Annotated in this window: 19 protein-coding genes; 17 read left to right on the forward strand and 2 right to left on the reverse strand. The window is 50.3% G+C overall.

Features of this window, described 5'->3' with window-relative positions; translation table 11 throughout:
- Positions 1–12: 12 nt before the first annotated feature.
- From QNH46_RS01860 to QNH46_RS01900, 9 genes are all read left to right on the forward strand, one after another.
- Entirely contained in the window at positions 13–477 is a 465-nt protein-coding gene (locus QNH46_RS01860; RefSeq protein WP_283926670.1) for a hypothetical protein, read from the forward strand.
- A gap of 84 nt (positions 478–561) precedes the next feature.
- Positions 562–873: a hypothetical protein gene (locus QNH46_RS01865; RefSeq protein ID WP_283926671.1), complete on the forward strand. Its 312-nt coding sequence runs from the start codon at positions 562–564 to the stop codon at positions 871–873.
- 131 nt (positions 874–1,004) lie between these two features.
- Positions 1,005–2,807, forward strand: coding sequence for a cache domain-containing sensor histidine kinase (locus QNH46_RS01870; RefSeq protein ID WP_283926672.1), 1,803 nt, complete (start codon positions 1,005–1,007; stop codon positions 2,805–2,807).
- Positions 2,804–4,441, forward strand: coding sequence for a response regulator (locus tag QNH46_RS01875; RefSeq protein ID WP_283926673.1), 1,638 nt, complete (start codon positions 2,804–2,806; stop codon positions 4,439–4,441). The genes QNH46_RS01870 and QNH46_RS01875 overlap by 4 nt, the downstream gene beginning before the upstream one ends.
- A gap of 224 nt (positions 4,442–4,665) precedes the next feature.
- Positions 4,666–5,973 (forward strand): ABC transporter substrate-binding protein, encoded by a 1,308-nt coding sequence (locus tag QNH46_RS01880; protein ID WP_283926674.1) that lies wholly within the window; start codon positions 4,666–4,668, stop codon positions 5,971–5,973.
- Positions 5,974–6,069: 96 nt separating this feature from the next.
- Complete coding sequence (locus QNH46_RS01885) at positions 6,070–6,999, forward strand: carbohydrate ABC transporter permease (protein WP_283926675.1); 930 nt, start codon at positions 6,070–6,072, stop codon at positions 6,997–6,999.
- Between the two features lie 9 nt (positions 7,000–7,008).
- A complete protein-coding gene (locus QNH46_RS01890; protein ID WP_283926676.1) occupies positions 7,009–7,884 on the forward strand; it encodes a carbohydrate ABC transporter permease in 876 nt (291 codons plus the stop codon).
- 15 nt (positions 7,885–7,899) lie between these two features.
- Positions 7,900–9,378, forward strand: a complete 1,479-nt coding sequence (locus QNH46_RS01895) for a sulfatase (RefSeq protein ID WP_283926677.1) — start codon at positions 7,900–7,902, stop codon at positions 9,376–9,378.
- 109 nt (positions 9,379–9,487) lie between these two features.
- The gene (locus tag QNH46_RS01900) at positions 9,488–10,744 is read left to right on the forward strand and encodes an anaerobic sulfatase maturase (protein ID WP_283926678.1); all 1,257 of its coding nucleotides are present in this window, start codon (positions 9,488–9,490) and stop codon (positions 10,742–10,744) included.
- Positions 10,745–10,773: 29 nt separating this feature from the next.
- On the opposite strand, the gene QNH46_RS01905 is transcribed toward QNH46_RS01900, so the two are convergent.
- On the reverse strand, positions 10,774–11,280 hold the full coding sequence (locus tag QNH46_RS01905) for a chromate transporter (RefSeq protein WP_283926679.1): 507 nt from the start codon (positions 11,278–11,280) through the stop codon (positions 10,774–10,776).
- 49 nt (positions 11,281–11,329) lie between these two features.
- Entirely contained in the window at positions 11,330–11,869 is a 540-nt protein-coding gene (locus QNH46_RS01910; protein WP_430691872.1) for a chromate transporter, read from the reverse strand.
- Between the two features lie 419 nt (positions 11,870–12,288).
- On the opposite strand from QNH46_RS01910, the gene QNH46_RS01915 reads away from it, so the two are divergent.
- The 8 genes from QNH46_RS01915 (at position 12,289) to QNH46_RS01950 (ending at position 23,407) form a co-directional block, all read left to right on the forward strand.
- A complete protein-coding gene (locus QNH46_RS01915; protein WP_283926681.1) occupies positions 12,289–13,488 on the forward strand; it encodes an ROK family transcriptional regulator in 1,200 nt (399 codons plus the stop codon).
- 1,101 nt (positions 13,489–14,589) lie between these two features.
- Positions 14,590–14,925 carry a SunI/YnzG family protein gene (locus tag QNH46_RS01920; RefSeq protein WP_283926682.1) on the forward strand — a complete coding sequence of 112 codons (336 nt, stop codon included), beginning with the start codon at positions 14,590–14,592 and terminating at the stop codon, positions 14,923–14,925.
- A gap of 125 nt (positions 14,926–15,050) precedes the next feature.
- Positions 15,051–16,034, forward strand: coding sequence for an aldo/keto reductase (locus QNH46_RS01925; RefSeq protein ID WP_283926683.1), 984 nt, complete (start codon positions 15,051–15,053; stop codon positions 16,032–16,034).
- Positions 16,035–16,233: 199 nt separating this feature from the next.
- Positions 16,234–17,754 (forward strand): glycoside hydrolase family 30 protein, encoded by a 1,521-nt coding sequence (locus QNH46_RS01930; protein ID WP_283926684.1) that lies wholly within the window; start codon positions 16,234–16,236, stop codon positions 17,752–17,754.
- Between the two features lie 606 nt (positions 17,755–18,360).
- Positions 18,361–19,281, forward strand: a complete 921-nt coding sequence (locus QNH46_RS01935) for an ABC transporter permease (protein WP_213590784.1) — start codon at positions 18,361–18,363, stop codon at positions 19,279–19,281.
- A 15-nt stretch (positions 19,282–19,296) separates the two neighbouring features.
- Positions 19,297–20,235: a carbohydrate ABC transporter permease gene (locus QNH46_RS01940; RefSeq protein ID WP_373870966.1), complete on the forward strand. Its 939-nt coding sequence runs from the start codon at positions 19,297–19,299 to the stop codon at positions 20,233–20,235.
- Positions 20,236–20,308: 73 nt separating this feature from the next.
- Positions 20,309–21,871 carry an extracellular solute-binding protein gene (locus tag QNH46_RS01945; RefSeq protein WP_283926685.1) on the forward strand — a complete coding sequence of 521 codons (1,563 nt, stop codon included), beginning with the start codon at positions 20,309–20,311 and terminating at the stop codon, positions 21,869–21,871.
- A 126-nt stretch (positions 21,872–21,997) separates the two neighbouring features.
- A complete protein-coding gene (locus tag QNH46_RS01950; protein WP_283926686.1) occupies positions 21,998–23,407 on the forward strand; it encodes a glycoside hydrolase family 30 protein in 1,410 nt (469 codons plus the stop codon).
- The last annotated feature ends 115 nt before the right edge of the window (positions 23,408–23,522 follow it).

Consider the following 23,522-nt stretch of genomic DNA (forward strand, 5'->3'; position numbering starts at 1 on the left):
AGAGTTAATAACATGATTAAGTATATTTATACAACTGAATATAGTGAGGAATATAACGAAGCTATTTTGGATTTTGGTGTAGACAAGTCATTGAAGAATGGTTATCTGATCAATAATTCTTTGGGTTCGGATATTTTTTGGGAATTTGCTATTATTAAAGAAGAAGTGGGTAAACTACTCGAACTGCTAAAAGGAAAAGTAACTTCATATGAAGGTGGAGGAAATGTAAATTTAATAAACGCTGACAAGCATTTTACAACGATTGAAGATATATTTGCTGAAGAGGATGAGGAGGACAGTATATGCAAAATTGAAACGGTAGAATTTTTAAAGATAATATTAGTCTGGGCAAGAGAGAACTTTCAGTACAAAAGTCAGTGCGGTGTTCTAACAGGAGTAGAAGCGGAAATAGCAATCAACTGGATCAATGAAAAATGCAATGAGATATCCGGATTGGAGAGCCATCGGGCAATATGAAACCAGCTATATTTCAATAAAATAAGTGGGTGAAACATTTTGTCTGAATCCCTAGAAGAAAAGGTACAACGATTGGAATTATATGTGAACTTGTTACGCCAAATTACACTTGAACCGGAACAATATCGTCTTTGGGATTGGATCATTGCAAATGGCTTAAATGGGGAGCAATTTAATGAAATTAAAGCTATCCTGAAGAAGTATGTCTTGCTCCTTAATCATGAGCAGGATACTAATAAACCTTCCTTTGATGATATTTCTAAAGAGTTAATTGAGGTTTTATCTCCTAGTGAGTACCTGGCTAACGTTGGGGGAGTAATTCAGTTATTAAGAAACGCTGTTAAGATGCCCCCATATCAGTCCTTACAATATTATCTTAATAATGCTCAGGAATAATAAACCAACAAATGAAAGCGAAATCACCATGGACAGAAGAATTCCATCCTAGCTATAATAGATGAAATAATTTGGCCTGATGATCTCCCCCGCGAAGCGGGAGGTTTCTAAGCATGAGGATGTGAGCGGGCATGTTCCGGAAATGGTTTATTCGCAACAGCAGCATACAGAATAAGTTTCTGCTTTCGACCCTGTGTCTGATTATTATTCCGCTGGGGCTATTCGGGATCATCTCGTTCCAGGTCTCCAAGCAATCGATCGAGTCGCAGGTCAGCCAATTGAATTTAAGAATATTAGGGCAGATTTCCGAAAAAGCGGACATGCTGCTGGACGACGTCATCTCGCTATCCAATACGTTTTATTTAAATAGAGAGGTCAATTATGGCTTTACGGCGCCAATTTCCCCGAACAGCTATGAAGAGGTCCAAATCCGCTCCGAATTTGACCGGCTGCTGACGAGCTCCATTTATTCCTTCGCCAATTTGAAACCCGACATTACCCTGCTAGGGTTGAATGGCCTTACGCTATCGACGAACCCGCTGGATACCAAACCGAGCATCCAAATCATGGAGCAGCAGGATTGGTACCGCGCAGCGACGGAGGCCAAGGGACAAATCCTGTGGATCACGGAGCCCATCCCGGGTCTGGCGACAAAGGGACATGACGATCGTTCGGTCTATGCAGTGCGGTCGAGCAATCGGTTCGAGAGCTGGGCACCGATCGGATTAGTCATTATCCGTATCGATGAATCCACCTTGAAAAATTTGTACGCGGGCTCCTTGGACGAGAATCAGGAGATTATCATCGTAAATGACGGCAAAATCATTTCATCGAATAACCCGGATCTTGCAAGCGAAGATCTCAAGGCTCGCGCCTATTACGAGAAAATCGATCAATATGAATCCGGTTTTTTTGTGGATCACGAAATGGGGACAGATCAGCTGATCGCGTTCCAGACCATTGGCAAGACGGGCTGGAAGCTGGTCTCTTATACGCCGACCCGGACGGTTCTAGCTAACATTAACAAAATTCAGACGGTGGTGATCTTCGTTTTTGCCATCGTTGTCCTGCTCTCATTTGCGGCTTCCTATTACATGGCCCGCCGCCTGGCGATCCCGATCAAGCGCTTGTCTAAGGATTTCGGCCGCGTCGAGGCGGGGGATCTGACAGTCCGGTCGCCCGTGTACAGCGAGGATGAAATCGGTCTGTTGACGCAGAAGTTCAACCAGATGGTAGAGAAGCTGAATGCCTCGATGGAGGATGTGAAGCGGGAGCAGCAAAACAAACGGCGGGCCGAAATTCAGACGCTGCAATCCCAGATCAATCCGCATTTCCTGTACAACACGCTGGCCTCGATTCGGTTCATGCTGTACAAGCACAAGCAGGAGACGGTGGATTCCGTCATCGTGGCTCTCGTTCGGCTGCTGAAGCAGTCCATCTCCAAGGAAGACGAATGGATTCCTGTTGAGGAGGAGCTGGATATACTGAAGAACTATCTCTATATTCAGCAAATCCGCCAGGGTGATATGCTGGAGGTACGATACGAGGTGGAGGACGACATTCTGGCCTACCGGACGATTAAATTGATTTTACAGCCTTTGGTGGAAAATGCGATTTTTCATGGCCTTGAGCCGAAAAGAGGCAAAGGGACAATCGTGATCAAAGGGTATCTTCAGGACAGGGACATCCTCTTTGAAGTGATCGACGACGGCGTAGGAATGGAGCAAAGTGCTGTACCGCCTTTTCCACAGGAGAGGACCATTGGTCAGACAACCCTGTCGCATGGCGGAGGATTGTTGAACGTTCATGAGCGCATTCAGCTCCATTTCGGACGGCAGTACGGCGTGACCCTGGAATCGGCGGTGGATGCCGGGACGAAGGTCACGCTGCGCATTCCTGCATTTTACAAACGGGAGGATATACAGCAGCTATGAATATTCTGATTGTCGATGACGAACGGATTATCCGCGAGTGGTTTCGGATGACGGTGGACAAGCTTGGCGGGGACTGCCGGATCATAGGGGAGGCAGCCAGCGGGGAAGATGCGCTGGAATTTTGCCGCCAGCACCAGGTGGATCTCGTCGTTACCGATGTGAAAATGCCGGGAATGGACGGGCTGGAGCTGATCAAGCGGCTGAAGGAGGAGCAGCCGGGCGTGCGTTCGGTGATTTTCAGCTCCTATAGCGAATTTCATTTTGCAGCCGAAGCTCTGAAGCTAGGGGCCAACGAATATATTCTCAAAGCCGAGATCACCTTGCCTGGACTTGAGGACATTTTGCAGAAAATCAAAAGGGATATTGAAATGGAACGAAGCAAGGAGCTTGAGCTGAATTCCTTGCGCCATGTGTTGAATCAGAACGAGCAGGTGCTGCGGACAGCCTATTTTGGGGAGCTGCTCCAGGGCAGCGCACAAGCCGCTCAGCAATTTGCGTCCAAGATGTCTTACTTTGGCATTGCACTGCAGGAGAAGAATCTCGCGCTAATGGCTTTCGGCATGATTCCCGGATCGGTGAAGAACGAAAGGATCAGCAATCCCGAGCTGCTTCAGCAGGCCATGATTAATATTATCAACGAAACCTTGTTCACCGAGACGGGCGGGGGCTGCTCTTTTTTATACATGAATGAGGTTTACATGCTGCTTGTGAACGCTTCGGCATCAGGCATGAAATCGCAGCGGGAGCTGCTTCTGCTGACGGCGAGCCGGGTGGCGGAGAATGCCAGGCGATTCCTTGGCGTCGAGTCGGCGATAGGCATCAGCATGACCTACAGCAGTCTCTCCTATCTACCCGAGCAGGCGCGCGAGGCGCTGGAAGCGCTCGATCGAAAAAGATTCTACGGCGACAAGAGCGTCGCGTACTTTCAGGACTCGGACACCTTGAGCCTGCATTCCGGTGTGCGGACTCCCTCGCTTAAGCCGCATATGGATTCCTTTCACCGCTTATTGGGGGAAGGGAAGCCACAAGATGCGCTGCAGCAATTCGGCCATGTGCTGACGAAGGCGGGAGAGGAAAAGTCGCTATCTCCTAAGCAAATGAAGGCTGTTGTATTAGAGCTGATCTACTCGGCCATCAGTTGGGCCCGCAGCCTGCAGCTGCCGGGGGACAGGCTTGAAGCGTTATCGGCGGAGGTCACGGGGCAGATCGTGCAGCAGGAGAGCTATCATCAGCTTGCCGCCTGGGCAACCGGAGCGGTTCGCGAGCTGATGGACTGGCTGGAGGCGTCTCGCCCGCGGTACGCGGAGCCGGTAGAAAGGGCGTGCGAGTACATTCGTTTGAATTATGCCGGGGAGATCACGCTCAAGGAAGTTTCCACGCATGTCCATCTCAGCCGAACTTACTTCAGTGAATTATTCAAGAAAGAGACCGGTCTGAACTTCAATGAGTACGTGATGCAGGTTCGCATGGAACAGGCGAAGAACATCCTCAAGCATGAGCATATGCGGATTTCGGACGTCGCAGAGCAGGTGGGCTACGCCAATCCAAGCTATTTTATCAAGTTGTTCAAAAAATATGCCGGAGTCTCTCCTTACGAATACATGGAATCGCATAGCAGCTTCCGGGCTCGCTAAACGTCTCGAACACCTCGCTTTGCGGGGTTTTTTTTGCTTATATCCGAATAATTTGCTATGCGGCAGAAATATTTTGCTATTTCTTTTGGAGCGGATTATTTAGATTAATAGAGAAGGCGTTTTTTGTGGAGAAAAAGCGGAATTCTCTATCACTGGGCCATTGGGCCTCTTTTCTATAATGAATTCAGCAACAACAAGAAGACATGAAACAGGGAGGTCTGAACATGAAGAAGAAATGGCTAGCCACCGTGCTGGTGACCGTTCTGGCCGCTTCCGTGCTGAGCGCGTGCGGAGGCAGCAGCGGCACGGAGCAGTTGAACAAGAAGAAAGCGGACGGCAGTGGAGAAACGACAACGCTGACCTTCTGGAGAGCAGGTACCGATGCGCAGGAGAATGCGTATTGGAAACGAGTGATCAGCGAATTTGAAGCCAGTCATCCCGGCGTCAAAATCGAGCTGAGCGAAGCGCCGTTCGGCAATGACATGGAGACGAAGCTGAATGCGGCTTATGCTAGCGGCACGTCCCCTGACGTTCTGTCCTATACGCTGGCTTCGGTAGCGCAGCGGGCCAGCTTAGGCCAATATGAGCCGCTCGATGGATATCTGTCCAACTGGGATGGCAGAAGCGATATGATGGAGAATATTTTGGATACCGGAACGTATAACGGCAGTCTTTACGGTGTGGGCTTTATCCCCGATCCGCGCGTCCTGCTGTGGCGGAAGGACCTGTTCAAAGAGGCGGGCCTGGATCCAGAGAAGCCGCCAGGAAGCTGGGAGGAGCTGGCGGACTATGCCCGCAAGCTGACGAAGAAGGACGGCAATACCACGACACTGGCCGGATTCGCGATTCCGACGGCATCGGCATGGACGCTGTGGCAATCCTTTGTTCTGCAAAACGGCGGACAGATCATCGACGAGCAGACAAACACGCCATTATTCGATTCGCCAGAGGCGATTGAAGCTACGGAATTTTTGGCGGAGCTTGTCTTGGATGGCATCACCATTCCGAACAATTCCGACAAATCGAATGAGAACCTGTTCCCGAACGGCAAGGCGGCAATTGCTTATGATAGTCCGGCTGCTTACACGAATCTGCAGAAGGAAAATCCCGAACTGGTTGGACAAATCGGCGTTTCCGGACCGATCGCCAGGAAGGAAAAGGCGACCTTCGCGGGCATGCGCTTGCTGTTCATGAGCTCGCAGAGTAAAAATAAGGAGCTCGCGGCGGAGTTTATCCAGCACATTATGTCCAAGGAAGAGACGTGGAAGCGTTATACGGAGCTGGGCACCCCGGTTGTCCTGAAATCGCTGGAGCAGGATTATATCCAGGACAAGCCGGAGGTTAACCAAGCGATTTTTGATGCGGTCTCGTACGGTAAAGGCGCGGCGAAGGTAACTTATGCCGGGAAGCTGAGCGAGATTATCAGCCAGAACCTGGAGGGCGCCTTCTACGGGAAGATTTCAGCTGAGGAAGCGATGAAGCAGGGCGTGGAGCAGTTGAATCGTGAGCTTCCTAACCTGATTGGAAAATAGAGAGATGTTTATGGAACGAAACGCCTGCTTGCTTCGATGAGCACAGGCGTTTCGTATAGGATGAAGAAAACCAGACTTGAGCGAGGTGGTTAACCTATGGAACCAACGCTATCCCGTTCTGTGGAGACGAATGGGAAGATCAGACCGAAGCAGCGGCTGAGCATCGACTATGTAGGCTACGCGATGATCGCGCCCGGCTATTTGATTTATTTTCTATTTATTTTCATACCCTTGGTCGTCGGCGTGTATTACAGTTTTACGAATTATAACTTCTATAGTGCGCCGGAATTTGTCGGTTTGCAGAACTATGCCCGGCTCCTGCAGGATGCGCTGTTCGGCAAGGCGATGTACAACACGTTCATCTATGCGTTATTTACGATTGTGCCCCAATTGTTCTTAGGCTTAATTTTAGCCGTTCTGTTGAATGGCAAGCTCTTTGGCCGCGTATTCTCCCGGGCCAGTATTTATATTCCGAACGTGACTTCAATGGTGGCCGTTTCGATGATCTGGCTGTGGATTTATGACCCGGCCCTCGGCATTTTGAATCGGATGATCAAGGTGTTTGGGATTGATCCGATTCAGTGGCTCTACAATCCGAACACGGCGATGATGGCCGTCGTCATTATGAGCATTTGGAAATCGCTGGGTTATACGATGATCGTTTACCTGGCGGGCCTGCAGTCGATTCCGTCCAGCCTGTACGAGGCGGCGCATATGGACGGGGCGTCGAAGATCCGGCAATTTTTCTCGATTACGATTCCGATGCTGAAGCCAACGACCTTTTTTATTCTGGTCATGTCCTGCATTAACTCGTTTATGGTATTTGAACAGGTCAATATTATGACGGCCGGGGGACCGCTAAATTCGACGACGACGGTCGTGCATCAAATTTACCTCCGCGGCTTTCAGGATTTCCAAATGGGATATGCTTCGGCAATGGCCATTGTCCTCTTTCTCATCACGCTGGTCATTACCTTGATTAACTTCAAGTACGGCAATCAGGGGGATGATTTGGATGTGGATTAATCGATGGGGGTGGGCAAATTGAGAAGCAGAAGTATGGGCTTGGTCGTGATGTCGGTCGTTTTGCTGGCGGTATCGCTGGTCATGCTGACGCCTTTCTTGATCATGGTGCTGACCTCGTTCAAAACGATGGGAGAGATCCAGTCACCGACCTTTTCTTTGTTTCCGAAAGTATGGCATTTTGACAATTATGCGGAAGCGCTGTCGCGGGGCGATTGGCTGAAGTATTTTTATAATTCCTTTGTCGTCACGATCATTACGGTCGTGATCAGTCTGGTGCTGAATTCCATGGCGGGATATTCCTTCGCGCGGCTGAGATTCCCGGGGAGAGATATTTTGTTCTTCTCGGTGCTGATCGGGATCATGGTGCCGGCTCAGACGACGATGATTCCTACTTTTCTGATGATGAAGCAGTTCCCGCTGGCGGGCGGCAATAATCTGTTTGGTCAAGACGGGATCGGATTCATTAACAGCTATACAGGACTGATCCTGCCGTTTATCGCGGGCTCATTTGGGATTTTTCTCTGCCGGCAGTTTTTCCTCAATTTTCCCAGAGCTTTGGACGAAGCTTCGCAGATTGACGGGGCCTCCAAGTTCCGGGTGTTCTATCAAATTTATTTGCCGCTGAGCAAGCCGATTCTGGCGACGCTGGCTATTTTTAAGACGACTTCGGCCTGGAATGATTATATGTGGCCTCTGATTATGACGAATACCGAAGGAATGAGAACGGTTCAGCTCGGGTTGACGATTTTTCGCGGAGAGACGAACGTGGAATGGAACCTGCTGATGGCGGCGACGACTCTTGTTGTCCTGCCGCTTGTAGTGCTATTTTTGGCGGCGCAGAAATATTTTGTACAGGGTATCGTGACGACAGGGTTAAAAGCTTAAGTAGGAGGTATTGGCATGAAGACCATTCTGGTATTGTTGGATACGCTGAATCGGCGCAGCCTTCCAGCCTATGGCGGTGAGGCGAATACGCCGAATATTGACCGTGCCGCAGAGAAATCCGTCGTATTCGGACAGCATTGGTCTGGATCGCTGCCTTGCATGCCGGCAAGAAGGGATCTGCTGACGGGGCGGGCATCGTTTCTGGAGAAAGGCTGGGGCGGCATCGAACCGTTTGACCGGACTTTGCCGGAGGTGCTGCGCGAGGCCGGAATATTCAGTCACATCATCACCGATCACTATCATTATTTCTCCCGGGGCGGGGAGAATTACTGTCAGGCGTTTACCACCTGGGACTTTCACCGTGGACAGGAGGGCGATCCTTGGCATTCCGTCATTGCCGAGCCGCCTAGGCCAGAGCAGTATTACGGCCGAATCGAGGATCAGTATGAGCATAACCGCAGCCGCTTTGAGAAAGAGGAAGATTATCCGGGACCGCGGACATTGTCAGCGGCATGCGATTGGCTGGAGCGCAACAAGGACGAGGATAACTACTTCCTGTGGGTGGAGGCCTTCGATCCTCATGAGCCGTTTGATTGCCCGCCGCATTATTTAGAGCAGTATAAGGACACATATAACGGACCGAGGTTTGATTGGCCGATTTATGGGGATGCCGATGTTCCTGAGGATGCCCTTCGTCATTTAAATGCAAGATATGCCGCCAATCTGACGATGATCGATCATTGGTTCGGCAAGCTGCTCGACACGATGGATCGTCTCCATTTATGGGAGGATACCTTGTTCATCTTTACGACCGATCACGGCTTTTTGCTCGGGGAGCATGAGCTGCTCGGGAAGAACCAGATGCACGTCTACAATGAATTAGCCCATATCCCGCTGATGATCCGCCCGCCGGGCGGTCAGGGAGAAGGCAGGCGAATCCATGCTTTATCGCAAAACATCGATTTGATGCCGACGATTCTGGATTATATGGGCGTCCAGATACCCGATGAGGTGAAGGGCTACTCCCTTCGGGGGCTGCTGGAAGGACGAGAGAATCAAGTGCGCGAAGCGGCGATCTATGGATATCATGGCATGGCAGTGAACGTGACCGATGGCCGCCATACTTACATGCGCTCTCCAAAGTCGGCGGACAATCATCCGTGTCATATTTATACGGCGATGCCGACGACATTCCGTTCGTTTCTTGGCGGTGGTATGGAGAAAGAGATCGAATGCGGCCGTTACTTAGAGCGTACGGATTATCCGTTATTCAAAATTCCGCTGACGGCGGAAGGCAGGCCTTATACGGGCAATCGGCGGGTGATGCAATCGCAGCTATTCAGTCTTGAAGAGGATTATGCTCAGCAGCATCCTTTGCAGGATGAGGCGGTGGAAGAGCATATGATTGATTTGCTCCGGGCGGAGATGAAGCGGGTTGATGCGCCAGAAGAGCAATACCTTCGGCTAGGGCTGGAGAAAAGAGAAGACGATTAATATGATTTCGCTTGGAGATCGGCGATTCCGCCGGCTTCCAGGCCTATTTTTTATTTGCTGGTCTTAGCATAACTGCTATGGAAACGGGATATCCGTGAAGGAGGACATGATGAATCAATCTTGTGCAGCGGCAGCCTATGGCGATGTCGGCGTGATGTGGAAGACGGTTTCGGAGGACTGCAACCTCGCCTGCGACTATTGCTACTATAGTACTTGCGCCGGTAAGCCGGGCCCAAAAATCAATAGAATAGATTCTTCCATTCTGGAGAAATTCATTCAGGAGTATATGAGCATCAGCAAGGGGAGGGCTTCATTTACTTGGCAGGGCGGCGAGCCATTGCTGGCAGGCCTGTCCTTTTTTGAAGAGGTGGTGGAGCTGCAGGTCAAGCATGCGCCCCCGCGCACTTCGATCAGCAATTCTCTGCAAACGAACGGGACGATGATCAACGAGAAGTGGGCTGCCTTTTTTAAGACGTACCAGTTCCTGATCGGCGTCAGCCTGGACGGTCCACAATCGATTCATGATGCGAGAAGAGTAGATTCCCGGGGAGCAGGCAGCTTCGATCGCGTGATGAAGGGGATTGAAGTTTTGCGCGGCCATGATGTCGATTTCAATATTCTTACGGTTGTGCATCAAGGAAATGTCGGCAAGGCGCAGGAGCTGATGCGCTTTTACGAGGAGCAGGGCTTTGCGTATATCCAGTTCATTCCCTGCATGTCTTTCCGCTCCCAGCAGATCGGTATGCCGGGTGTCTATGAAATTACCCCTGAAGAGTACGGCAACTTTTTGTGCGAGGCATTTGACTATTGGTATAACGAAGGGAAGCCGCGCACATCCATCCGCTTCTTCGATAATATGTTGAGCTCCTATCTGTACCGGGACCCGGAGCTTTGCATTCTCAGTGCCGGATGCAGCACGATGCTTGTACTCGAGCAGAACGGGGACGTATATCCTTGCGATTTCTATATTCACGAGGACTGGAAGCTGGGGAATGCGGCCACGCATAGCATTGAAGAATTGCTGGCCCATCCTTTGCGCGATAAGTTTCTCGGCATGAAGCCTACGCTTCCCGAAATGTGCCGCACCTGCGAATATCAGCGGCTGTGTCATGGGGGCTGCCCTCGCAACCGAAAATGGACAGAGGATTTAAGCGCATCGGAGGTTGATTATTTCTGTGCGAGCTACAAGCAAATTTACGGGTATGCGGAAGAGCGGATGAAGAAGCTTGGGGCCGAATTAAGACAGCAGCTTTTTGAACGGAATCTGAAGCTCTACTTCAAAGGAAAACTGCCGGGACGAAACGATCTCTGCGCCTGCGGCAGCACCAGAAAATACAAGCACTGCTGTGCAGAAAACGCGATATAGCCGAAACTGAGTCTAACACCGTACAGATGTCAAAACAACACAATGCCTGCACAGGCGGACAAGCCGATCACCATAAGCGGGTGAACTTTGTATCGTACGATCGATACGAAGGCGGCGCCTCCGATGAGCAGGGTTGCCAAGGTCGCCCAATTGAGCAGGCTGCTCGTCAGGCTGGGGAAGCCAAGGTGAATTGCGGCGTAGATAATGAGCCCGATAATAATCGGACGCAAGCCGTAGAGCGAATATTGCACCCAGGGTTTGGTATGAATCTTGTAAAAAAAACGGGCTGCCAGCACGATAATGATCAGCGACGGCAAAGTAATCCCCGCAATAGCGGCAATCGCCCCCGGCATTCCAGCCGTGTCCAGGCCGATCAGCATCGCGGCATTGACGGCAATGGAGCCGGGGGACATGCCGGCCAGAGCAACAATATGCTGAAAGCGTTCCGGAGTAATCCAGCCGTACTGGCTTATTTCATAATGGATCATAGAGATGACGGCATAGCCGCCTCCAAAAGACGCAAAACCAATTTTCATGAAAATAAGAAACAGCTTCCACAGCAGCACGCCATCCACCTCTTATCAATTAAATGTAATACTCTATGAATTCCGTCCCAGAGCCTGCGGCCTGGGATTCTTTTTCTGTATGAAGCGGCAATCCCAGCGCTTTTTTCACGCCCATGATGACGTTGCCTGCTGCGAGACCGATCAAGATGAGGAAAATCGGGTTCAGGCCGGTAAACAACAATAGCAGAAGCGAGGCGATGGTCACCAGCTTGGTAGAAAGGTCGAACAAGGAGGTTTTGCCCATTCTGTAGGCAGCGACAGCAATCAAGCCGATGACGGCGCCGTTGATGCCTTTGAAGGCGGCAATCATTTTCGGCTCATTTTGCAGCAGGGCATATCCCGCGCTTAAGCCGATCAAGATCAGAAAGGTAGGCAGCGTGATGCCCAGAACTGCCGCTACCGCTCCGGGAATTTTGCCCAGCCGGTAGCCGATAAAGGCCGAGGAATTGACGCCGACCCCGCCGGGAGCTGATCCCGCAATGGAGAAAATATCACTGATTTCCCGTTCATCCATCCACTGCCGCTTCTCCACCACTTCATGTTCAATTGTAGAAATCATCGCATAGCCCCCACCAAAGGTAGAAGGCCCGATTTTAAAAAATGTCCAAAACAAATCCCGCAGTATGATCAACTTGCTTATAAATCCGGTTAGCATGCTTCATTCTCTCCCTAATTGCTTGATGTCACAGCATACTTGTGATAAATCCGTTGTAACTAATTCAATTATAACAACTTTTTATCAAAATGGAATTAAGTTTTTGGGATTATTTAAGATTTATTTAAAAAATGTTCGGCACCGATGTAATATAATAGTGATAACTGAAAAATCGACAATTTTTTCACAGTAATCCTATAGGGTATTAAACACTTTTTGTCTAGCTGGATAAAAGTATGGAACTGGAAAATTTACGGGCAAGTAGATATAATGATGAATAGATATCCGATAAGAATAATATGAATAAAACGAGGCGAACCTTGATGAATAAAGTAAGCCAAGCAGCCTTAAGCGCAAAAAAATCGGTATTTGAGCGCATCGCCGGGCAGGAACACGTTTCCAAAGCCGAGCTGTTGGACGAATTCGGTTTGACCAGCAGCAGCCTGACGAGATTGTTAGATGAGCTAACGAGTGAGGGATGGCTGGCAGAAGCAGGCTTCGGGGAGTCCACAGGCGGCAGAAAGCCGATTCTGTATCAGGTCAATCCCAGACATAAAGTGATTTTCGGATTGGAAATATCCCGGCTTTACTCTGCGCTGGGCCTGTTTGATTTGAATATGAAGGCCCTTTCCTATTGCCGCTGGACGATGGATGAGACGATGACGCCGGAGAAGCTGGTGCGCCATGTCAGCGCGAAGATCGATGTTATGCTGCAGGAGAACGGCTTGGACAAAGATAAGGTGGCGGGTATTGGAGTCGGGGCTGTAGGGCCGCTGGACAGGCATCGCGGGGTTATTTTGGAGCCGCGGTACTTTGCCGCTGCGGGCTGGGCCCATGTTCCGATTTGCGAGCAGCTGGAGAAGGAGACGGGGATCCCTGCAGCCTTGGAGAATGGAGCGAATACGGCGCTGATCGGCGAGCATTGGGCTTTGCGCGGCGAGAAGGTTCAGCACATGCTGTACATCCACGCCGGATCGGGGCTGCGGTCCGCCATGATGTCAGGCGGTTCCCTCGTTCATGGAGCGATGGATATGGAGGGCTCCATTGGCCAAATGATCATCCAGACGGATGGGCCGAGACTGCACAATGAGGGGAATTACGGAGCGCTGGAGGCTTTTGCTTCGGTGCAGGCTTTGGAGAAGCAGGTTAGAGAGCAGCGAAAAATGGGTCGGAGCCAGCTGGCCGGAGCGGAGAACTTTCAGCCGGACGGCATTCACTTCGATATGCTGGTAGAGGCGCTGAACGAGGGAGATCCTTTTATCCGCGAGCTGTTTACCCAATCCGCCGTTTACATGGGGATCGGTCTGGCTAATCTGATCAACATCCTCCATCCGGAGACGGTAATCCTGGGGGGAGCGCTCATCAACGCTCACGGGCTGTATTACGATACCGCCATTTCCGTCGCGCAGAAGAACATCTATTATTATCCGGAGTATCAGCCTATTTTCTCGAAGGGTGTCCTTCAGGAACATGCCGTATCTACGGGCGCGGCGGTCATGATGTTCAAGCAGCTCCCGTTGTGAGCGGGATTGCCGGGTGAAGGAGTTCCCAAGGTGCGATCGGCGGCCATGGTGTGATAAACCACAATCGTGTGATCATCGGCTCTGTTGACTGACCGCTATCGTATGATTGGGTTGCCCTGGTGTGACTGACTGCTATCGTATGACTTGCCACCTTCGTGGTATTGCGACCATCAATGCGACCGACCATCGTCATGCAACGCCAAACACCGGGCAGGGAGCTGGGATTACCGTTGTAAGAATGATGCAATTGTACAAGAATCATCATGCGACACTCTACTTTTTAGCTACATTGATGCAAATGTGCAGGATTTTCTCTCATATGGGGACAAAGCTAGGTTTTTACATAAATTTAGTTTTAGGTTTTTGCGACGAATAAGCGCTATTCAGGAAAACTAACTGCATGATTCCCATTTAGCGCATGTATTTAGGATAAAACCAGCTTAACTAGCTGTATAAAATACATTTAAGTTATCCAAGAACCGTTCTTTGACCTTTTGGAAAGCGAAACCCTCAATTAGTGAGTAAATTTATTTAATCAGTGATTTGTGGGAGCTGGGACAAACGCCAAACCAGACGAAGACCTCCCGACACCAAACATCAAAATATGAATGCATATATTGTAAATGAAGTATAAACAGGAGTATAAACAACGGAAGAGACCTACCCGGCTTATGCATCCGTAAGATGGGTACATGAACTTTTAATGACACTCGGCGGTGCATGATCGTTTAAACAGAATGTTTATACTCCTGTTGGCCGTTGCAATTCAGGAATTACTCTTAATATTTATCCAAAGGAACGAGCCACTTTTGCAGTAATCCCTCCATCGCTTCCTTTTCCTTTTCTTTGTGCGTGACTGTGGAACCCGTAGCCTTAAGCAGTACATGAGCCCATCCTAAAATTCCTTAACCAGAACATCCTGCATTTTTGGCAGGGCCAAATTCAATGAGCAGTTGCCCTTTTATTATTCCGGCTTAACGGGAGCTTGGATGGTGCCTGTGATGCGGTATTTGTACTGCTTCCCACAAGCGCGATTTTCGCAAAGGCTCTGGCTTTGCCCCGACTTATGTAATATTATTGAAAAAAAGAGGGAGATGCCAAATGTATATCGTTCTTTCTATAGGAATTGTGGCCGCCATCCTTTTTATTTTCGCCTGGTTATTCAGCGTAAGTGTTTCTTTCCAAGGGGAGCATTTGGTCATCCGGCATCTATTTAATAAGCTTGTTCTCAGCAAACAGGAGATTAGCCATATAGAGGTTGCGGATCAATATTTGACGGACAAATGTCACAATTCACCCGCCAATATCACACCAATCGGCTTTAACCGCTCGATGGATAAGGTTATCATCCATACAAGAGGCCAGCGATACCTGGTCCCCGTCCAGAGCATTGAAGCGTTTATGGAAAAGTATGAGCAATTTGCCGTAGCCAAGTAGGAACCACAGGGGATAAAATAACAAAATCGTTTAATATCCAGCGCTTTTTTGCCGTACAGGTTGCGGGAAAGCGCTTTTTTGACTATTCTCATATTGAGAGTGGTATGTATTAAGGAGGATGGGATATGAACTATCGGCAATTAGGAGATACAGAATTACGCGTCAGCGAGCTGAGCTTCGGAACATGGGCGATCGGCGGTAGCTGGGGGCATTCCGATGACCAGGAGGCGCTGCGCGGTCTGGCGACGGCGATGGAGCAAGGTGTTAATTTTTTTGATACAGCGGATGTGTACGGCTCAGGGCATGCGGAAGAGCTGCTGGCCAAAGCGACCAAAGGCAAAGAGGACGAAATCCACATCGCCACCAAGTTTTGCCGGGCGGGGGATATTCACGATCTGAATACGTATTCCGAGGAATCCGTTCGCGCCTACTGCGAAGGCAGCCTGAAACGGCTGCAGCGCGAGCGCATCGACCTGTATCAGATCCACTGTCCGCCGCTTGCGGTGCTGAAGGATGGCAAGGTGTTCGAGGTGCTGGACAAGCTGAAGGCGGAAGGCAAAATCCGCCACTACGGCGTTAGTGTAGAGACGGTGGAGGAAGGATTGTTCTGTCTGAGCGTGCCTGGCGTTAAAGCGCTGCAGGTCATTTTTAATATATTCCGCCAGAAGCCGGCGGAGGAATTATTTGTCGAGGCCAAGGCGGCGGGAGTCGGAATTTTGGCGAGATTGCCGCTGGCGAGCGGTCTCCTGACAGGTAAATTCACGAAGGATTGGAAGTTTAGCGAGGACGACCACCGCAATTTCAACGCGAACGGGGAGCAATTCAACGTAGGCGAGACATTTGCAGGTCTGCCTTTCGCTAAAGGTGTGGAGCTGGCTTCCCAGCTGTCCTGGATTGCGGAAGGACGCGGGGATATGGCCAGGGCTTCAATGCGCTGGATTCTCGATCACCCGGAAGTCACTTGCGTCATTCCAGGCTTCAAGAATGTCCGTCAAGTGGAGGACAACCTGGGAACGCTGCAGGTTCCGGCGTTTGGACCCGAGGAGCTGGAGCGCCTTCAAGCATTTTACCGCAGCGAGGTAGCGCAGCATATCCGCGGAGCGTATTAATCGTTTCAATAGTGAACGCGCGCGCAACAAGAGCGATACTTCTGGTTCATTCCGGACCAGGGGTATCGTTTTTTTTGCGCAAAAATAAAAGCTAGTCATTTAGACTCAATTTAGCTGACCCGAAATTTTGTTCCTTTTCATGCTGAAATAAACATGCTATCATCCAATTGAAATCGATTTCAAGGGAGGAATTGGTAAAATGTCAATCGCAATTTTGTCGAAGAAAGTAGTCAAGAGAAGCTTAGGCATGGCTTTGGCAGGTGGACTCGCATTATCTTCGCTGTTTGCATCAACGCAGGCGCATGCAGCCGGGGAACCAGTAGAAGTATGGATCTCCACGTCCGATCCTTCGCAAGCGGATTCGGGCCTCAGCACCTCCGCCAGACTTACCCGCAAGGGGGATGTATCCTTTGGGGCCGATACGGGCAGCGTGACGTACAGCATCCGTATCGACGAGAATGCGACCAGACAGCAAATGGACGGCTTCGGCGTGTCGATTACCGACGCTTCTGCCTGGCTGCTGAACTACAAGCTGGATGCCTCCAAGCGCGCGGAGGTCATGGAGAGATTGTTCGGCCAAACCGGCATCGGGTTGAGCCTGCTCCGCCAGCCGATCGGGGCCTCCGATTTTAACTGGGAAGCTTACACTTACGCAGATACCCCGAACGACAACAATTTGAATAATTTCTCCATCGGCAGGGACAAGCCGTACATCGTCCCGATGGTGAAGCAGGCTTTGGCCAAGAACCCGAACATCAAAGTATTCGCCTCTACATGGAGCGCGCCGGCCTGGATGAAATATTCCAATACCTTAAACGGCGGCAAGCTGAAGGCCGAGCATTACCAGACCTTCGCCGACTATTTGAAAAAATTCGTGCAGGCCTATCAGAATGAAGGCATTCCGATTTACGCGATTACGGTTCAGAACGAGCCAATGCATGAAACAAACACCTACCCGACGATGAAAATGAGCGAGCAGGATCAAGTCGGTGCGATCGGCGATTTTATCGGGCCAACCTTCCGCAATGCCGGACTGAACACGAAGATCATTACGTTTGACCATAACTACCTGGACTGGAACTACCCGAACAAAGTGATTACCGATTTGAAAAACGCCGGAAAAGGCCACTTCGTTTCTGGAAGCGCTTTCCACCACTACGACAGCGGGGATGGCTCGCAAATGACGAGTCTCCATAATGCTCATCCGGATAAGGACATCTGGTTCACCGAAGGCGGCTTTGGCACGTGGAATGATCCGGAGAACGGCACCCATTCCGGCTTCGACAACATGGCGAATGAATTCATCAACATTACCCGCAACTGGTCCAAATCGATCATTACGTGGAATCTTGCGCTGGATCAGCGAAGCGGTCCAACGCTGCTCGCGCCGAACAACAGCAACCGCGGCATGATCACGATTCAGAATTCGGATAACCGCAACGATCGGCCGGAGAATAGCGTCACTTACAAGAAGCAGTACTATCTGCTGGGGCATTTCAGCAAATTCGTGGTTCCCGGCTCGTACCGGGTCGAATCCAATACCTATGGGGACATGAAGAACGTAGCGTTCAAAAATCCGGACGGCTCCAAAGTCGTTGTCGTCTATAACCCGCAGTCCTCGAATCAGAACATTAAAATCCAATGGGGCAAACAAGCCTTCACTTATAATATTCCGGGTAAATCCGTCATGACCTTCAAATGGCACGGTACGGTATCCTAAGATAGGTATCGATCAAAGCAATATTAATAACTAATCCAGTTAAACCTCCGCGACTATTTGCGGAGGTATTTTTATTTATCCCATGGGATTAAATAAGGAATTAACTACATTTGTAGTCATTAATTATTGCAAATTCATGAGAGGAATCGGTTTAAATGCATTTATGGGAATTAAAATAATCCGTTACAGGGCTCGCTAAGGAAAAGTATGTTTTAAATACATGATTTGCAGTTTTCCTCTCTAAATCAGAGAATTGCCATGAAATAGATACATGAATTGCATTAATTTTGCTAAGTAAGTTCAACAAAAAAAATGAATGAGAGCCGGATAACTATATGGTTTTGTTTACTCAAAACCCTTGATATGACTGGGCCGTGACGGAAAAGGAGAGTTAGTGCGGAATTGCATAGTCCCCGTTTGAAGGCAAAAGTGAGTCGATATCGGGGATAGTTAGTTGTCAATATAAGGGTGATGGCCTAACATGGGCAATGCAACCACGGCGCGCCGGATATGCAGCGGCGACATATACGGCGACATATACGGCGACATCTACATGACGAGCTGATCACAGGCTCGATAAACAAAATGAGGGAGGCGGCCGCTACCATGTCAGAAAAACGCAGCTTTCTTAAAGAGTTAAACAAAAATAGGACGTTGTTTCTGATGATTGCTCCTACGCTGCTGTTTTTTATTATCTTCAGCTATATTCCGATGATCGGCGTGTATTACGCGTTCACGAACTTCGACTTTGAGGGCGGATTGTTCGGAAGCGAATTCGTCGGCTTCAAGAACTTCGAGTTTCTGTATAAGTCAGGCATCCTGTGGAATCTGACGAAGAATACAGTGCTTTACAACCTGGCGTTTCTTATTATCGGTAACATCATGCAGATCATCAGCGCGATTTTCCTGGCTCAGCTAGCCAGTAAATGGTTCAAGAAGACGGCGCAATCGCTAATGTTCCTGCCGTACTTCCTGTCCTGGGTACTCGTCGGGGCATTCGTATTCAACATGTTCTCCGACCTGGGGGTTGTGAATACGCTGCTGAAGCAAATCGGCCTGCAGCCGTACGATTTCTATCTGAATGCGGCACCGTGGAAGTACATTATTGTCTTCTTTAACGTGTGGAAAGGCATCGGATACGGAACGATTATTTATTTGGCGGCGATCATGGGCATCAGCGACGAGCTGTACGAAGCAGCTAAGATCGACGGGGCGAATATTTTTCAGCAAATCCGCAGCATCACGCTGCCGCTGCTTAAGCCGACGTTCATCCTGCTGATTCTGTTCAGCCTGGGCGGCATTCTGAAGGGCCAATTCGACCTGTTCTATCAAATTATCGGTAACAACGGCTTACTGTACGATGCGACGGATATCATTGATACGTATGTGTTCCGGTCACTCACCGTCAATTTTGATATCGGTATGGGAACGGCAGCGGGATTGTACCAATCCTTCTTTGGCTTCGTCCTGATCATGACGGTCAACTACATCATCAAGAAAACCCGCGAGGAGTACGCATTGTTCTAAAGGAGGGGGAGTAGCATGCACGTTCAAGCAGAAGAGCTGCCGATGGTTCGAAAGACGAACAAGGGTACCAAAATCAAGCCAGATAAAGCGACCATTGCATTCAATGTGATCGGATATACGCTGCTTACAGCGATTTCTATAGTCTGTCTTATTCCGTTCTGGCTCATTGTCGCCGGCTCGTTTACGGATGAGATGGAGATTATTGCCGAAGGCTTCAAGCTGTTTCCGAACACGATCTCGTTCGAGGCTTATAAGTCGGTGTTCGCCACACCGGAACAAATTTACCGGGCCTATGGCGTTACCATCGGGGTTACGGTAGCAGGGTCGGTCCTTGGCCTGCTGCTGACATCGATGGCTGGATATGTTCTGTCCCGCAAGGATTTCATTTACCGCAACAGCTTGTCCTTCTTCATTTATTTCACGACACTGTTCAGCGGGGGACTGATTCCATGGTACATCATGATGACCAAGTATTTGGGGCTGAAGGACAGTTACTGGGCCTTGATATTGCCGCCTTTGGTCAGCGCTTGGAATATCATCCTGATGCGGAACTTCATGAAATCGATTCCCGATTCGGTCATTGAATCGGCGAAGATCGACGGTGCTGGAGATTTCCTGATCTACCGGAAGATTATCCTTCCGCTTTCCACACCCGGCCTAGCCACCATCGGGCTGTTCCTGGCTCTCGGTTACTGGAACGACTGGTTCAACGCCAACGTGTTTATTACATCGGATCACAAGTATCCGCTGCAATTTTTGCTCTATAAAATATTGTCCAGCGCCGCGGTGCTGCGCACTCAAACGGGAGCCTACCTGGCAGCCAATGTCGTTCCGCCGACTGAGACGCTCAAAATGGCAGTGGCCGTCGTCGCCACGGGACCGATCATTCTGCTCTATCCATTCGTCCAGAAATACTTCGTAAAGGGTCTGACGATTGGAGCCGTCAAAGGTTAGAACCGGGATACCGGCTAACATAGATATCAGCTTGGAGGAAATACAGATGAGGTAACCAAAAGGAGGAGTCAACATGTTAAAAACCAAGAAACGCTTGTCGCTGCTGCTGGTGCTATCGTTAATGATCACTTTGCTGGCGGCCTGCGGCGGGGGTACAGCGTCCAATTCGCCAGGAAACGAAGGTACAGAAAAAGCGGCGAATGGGGAAGGAGCGGCCGGAGAGAAGCTGGAGAAGGTGAAGCTGACCTGGTATCTCGTCGGCGATGCGCATAAAGATCAGAGCAAAATCGTTGCCGAATGGAACAAGATGCTGGAAAGAGATCTGAATACGACAGTTGACCTCAAGTTTACGACGTGGAACGACTGGATGACCAAGTATAACCTGCTGCTGACGTCCGGCGAGAAAATCGATATGATTTTCGCCTCCAGCTGGGCGGATTTCTACAAGCTCTCGAAGCAAGGGGCATTCCTCGATCTGAAAGACCTCTTGCCACAGTATGCGCCGGTCACTTGGGGGAACGTCCCGAAAGAGGATTGGGACTCGGTAACGGTCAGCGGAGGAATCTATGCGGTGCCAAATACGAACCCGGAATATACGCCGCTGGGCTACGTTTACCGTGAAGATTGGCGTAAAGAATTCGGTCTCCCTGAATTTACGGACCTGGATTCCATCGAAGCCTATCTGGATGCCGTAAAGACGCAGAAGAAGGTCATTCCGATTAACGGAGCAGCCTATGAGAATGTAAACAGCTTGTATAAATTCTGGAATGACTTCCAATTGATTGGCGGCGACGTCATTGGCGCAACATCCTATGACAATCCGCGCGACATTCAGATTCTTCCGTACACCGAGGAGTTTGAGGCCTGGGTGAAGAGAATGAAGACATGGGAGCAAAAAGGCTACTGGAACAAAAACGCGCTTTCTTCCAACCAGGAGGCAGGCGACTTCATTAAAACCGGCCAAGGCGCGATTTACTGGCGCAACCCGTCCAGTGCGGGCGGATTTATCAATGAAGTGAAAGCGAAAAATCTGGATATGGAAATCGGCTATTTCCCATTCAGCCGCTTCCACAACTATGTCATTCCAACGCTGCCGAGCTCGAATGCCATGGCAATTCCTAAGAGTTCCGTCAACCCTGAGCGTTCCCTGATGGTGCTGGATAAGCTGCGCAACGATCCGGAATATTTCAATCTGATGACTTATGGCATCGAAGGCACGCACTGGGCGAAAGGCGAGGACGACAAGACGATTGTTATTCCTGCGCCGGGGGTGAATTTGGATGAAACGCCGCGTTACGACATTGCCAGCTGGGGCTGGCGCTATGAGCCGAACATGAAAAAAGAGAAAGGCGGCTGGGACGGATTGGATGTGCTGAAGGAAGAATTCAAGCCAATCAGCAAGCCGGATATTTTCGGACCGATTTATCTCGATTATGCGCCTGTTAAGGCTGAGCTCGCAGCCGTAAACCAAGTGTTCGAGCAATATGGTAAACCGCTTATGCTTGGATTGACCTCGGATGTTGACGCTTCCCTGAAGACATACCGCGAGAAGCTGAAGACCGCAGGCGTCGACAAGCTGCTGGAGTATATCCAGGAGGAAGCGAACAAGTATTTTGACGAAAGAGGCATTGAGTAATTGAAGGATGGAGGAAGCGGCGAATATTCGTCGCTTCTTTATTAAACGGGAGCGGTAGTGTGAGAGCTCAGGCAGGATGAAAGGCAGCGTTATAAGACATGTGTTAGAGAGAGGAGAACGCCCGCAATGCATAGCACAAAACAACTCTCCGATGCCGTCGAAGTATGGTGGAGTTCAGAGGCCGATCCGGGGAAATTGAAATGGTTTGAAGGGCCGCGCGACATTCCCTACAGGTTGAGCCGGCAGCCGGATATCGCTTTGACGTTGCCGCAGGCGACGGAGACGACTCGTATCACGATCACGCCAAGCCATGCCGGTCAGCAGATATTGGGCATGGGCACCTCGATGGAGGAGACCACGATCAGCAATCTGGCGAGGATGAGCCCCGCCCGCCGGGAGGAGGTTCTACGGCTTCTGGTCGATGAGGAATCGGGCATCGGGCTGAACCTAATCCGGATTACACTGGGAACCTCGGATTTTACCGGACAGACCTTTTATACGTACAATGATATGCCCGAAGGGGTAACCGATTTTGAGCAGCGGTATTTTTCGATAGAAAAGGATGTTGGGCTCGGAATCGTAGAAACCATTCAGCAGCTGATCGCGCTGGCGCCGCAGGTTAGGATATTTGCCTCCTCCTGGAGTCCGCCAGCCTGGATGAAGACGAGCGGCAGCCTGAAGCGGGGCAGCTTGAAGGAGGGGCCGGAGTACACTGCGGCCTTGGCGAAATATTACCGGCTAGCCATTCAGGCCTACCAGGAGCACGGGATTCCGATCTATGCGATGACTCTGCAGAATGAGCCGTTGTTCGAGACGGATTATCCGAGCTGCTATATGCCGCCTGAGAGGCAGAGAGAGCTGGCCGTCGCCTTGCGGCAGGAGCTGGATCAGCATGGGCTGGAGACGAAAATATGGATTTTTGATCATAATTTCAGCGATGCTTGGGCATACGTCACGCCTATTCTGAACGATGCAGCTGGATGCGGCGCCGTTGACGGGATTGCGCTGCATGACTACGAAGGCTCACCAGAGGTCATGAGCGAAATTCATGCCGCTTATCCGGACAAGCCGATCTATTTGACGGAGCGTTCTTTGTGGGGAACGGCCGGTGCAGACCGGATGGCGCAGTATTTCCGCAATTACGCCTGCAGCTACAACGCCTGGGTGACGATGCTGGACAGCAATATCAGCCCGCATCAATGGCTCGGAACGCCGGGACCTACGATGATGATCCAGGATGCTGCGGATGCAGACAACTATTGGATCATCCCGGAATATTACCTGCTGGGGCAGTACACCCGGTTCGTGGAGCCGGGGGCGTACAGGGTAGCCAGCGATTATGGCTCCAGGGAGACCGTGACGAACGTCGTTTTCCGCAATCCGGGCGGCGAACTCATTGCCGTCGTGATTAACCAGAGCGAATCGGAGCAGGAATTCTGTGTGCTCTGCGAAGGGCGGCAGTGGACGGCCAAGCTTCCAGCGAAGACGGTGGGAACCTATCGTTGGCGAGCCGGCGCGGGCACAGTTTATTGCTAAGCGAGAATGCGAGTGGAGAGATAGGGGGCGGCTTCTGCTGCCCCGGACCTGACGCATGAGCTAGCAATGCAGCTAAGCGCTGGGCAGGGTCCCATAATGAGCTAAGGCAGCCAAG

This window comes from Paenibacillus woosongensis, from assembly GCF_030122845.1.
Taxonomy (GTDB): Bacteria; Bacillota; Bacilli; order Paenibacillales; family Paenibacillaceae; genus Fontibacillus; species Fontibacillus woosongensis_A.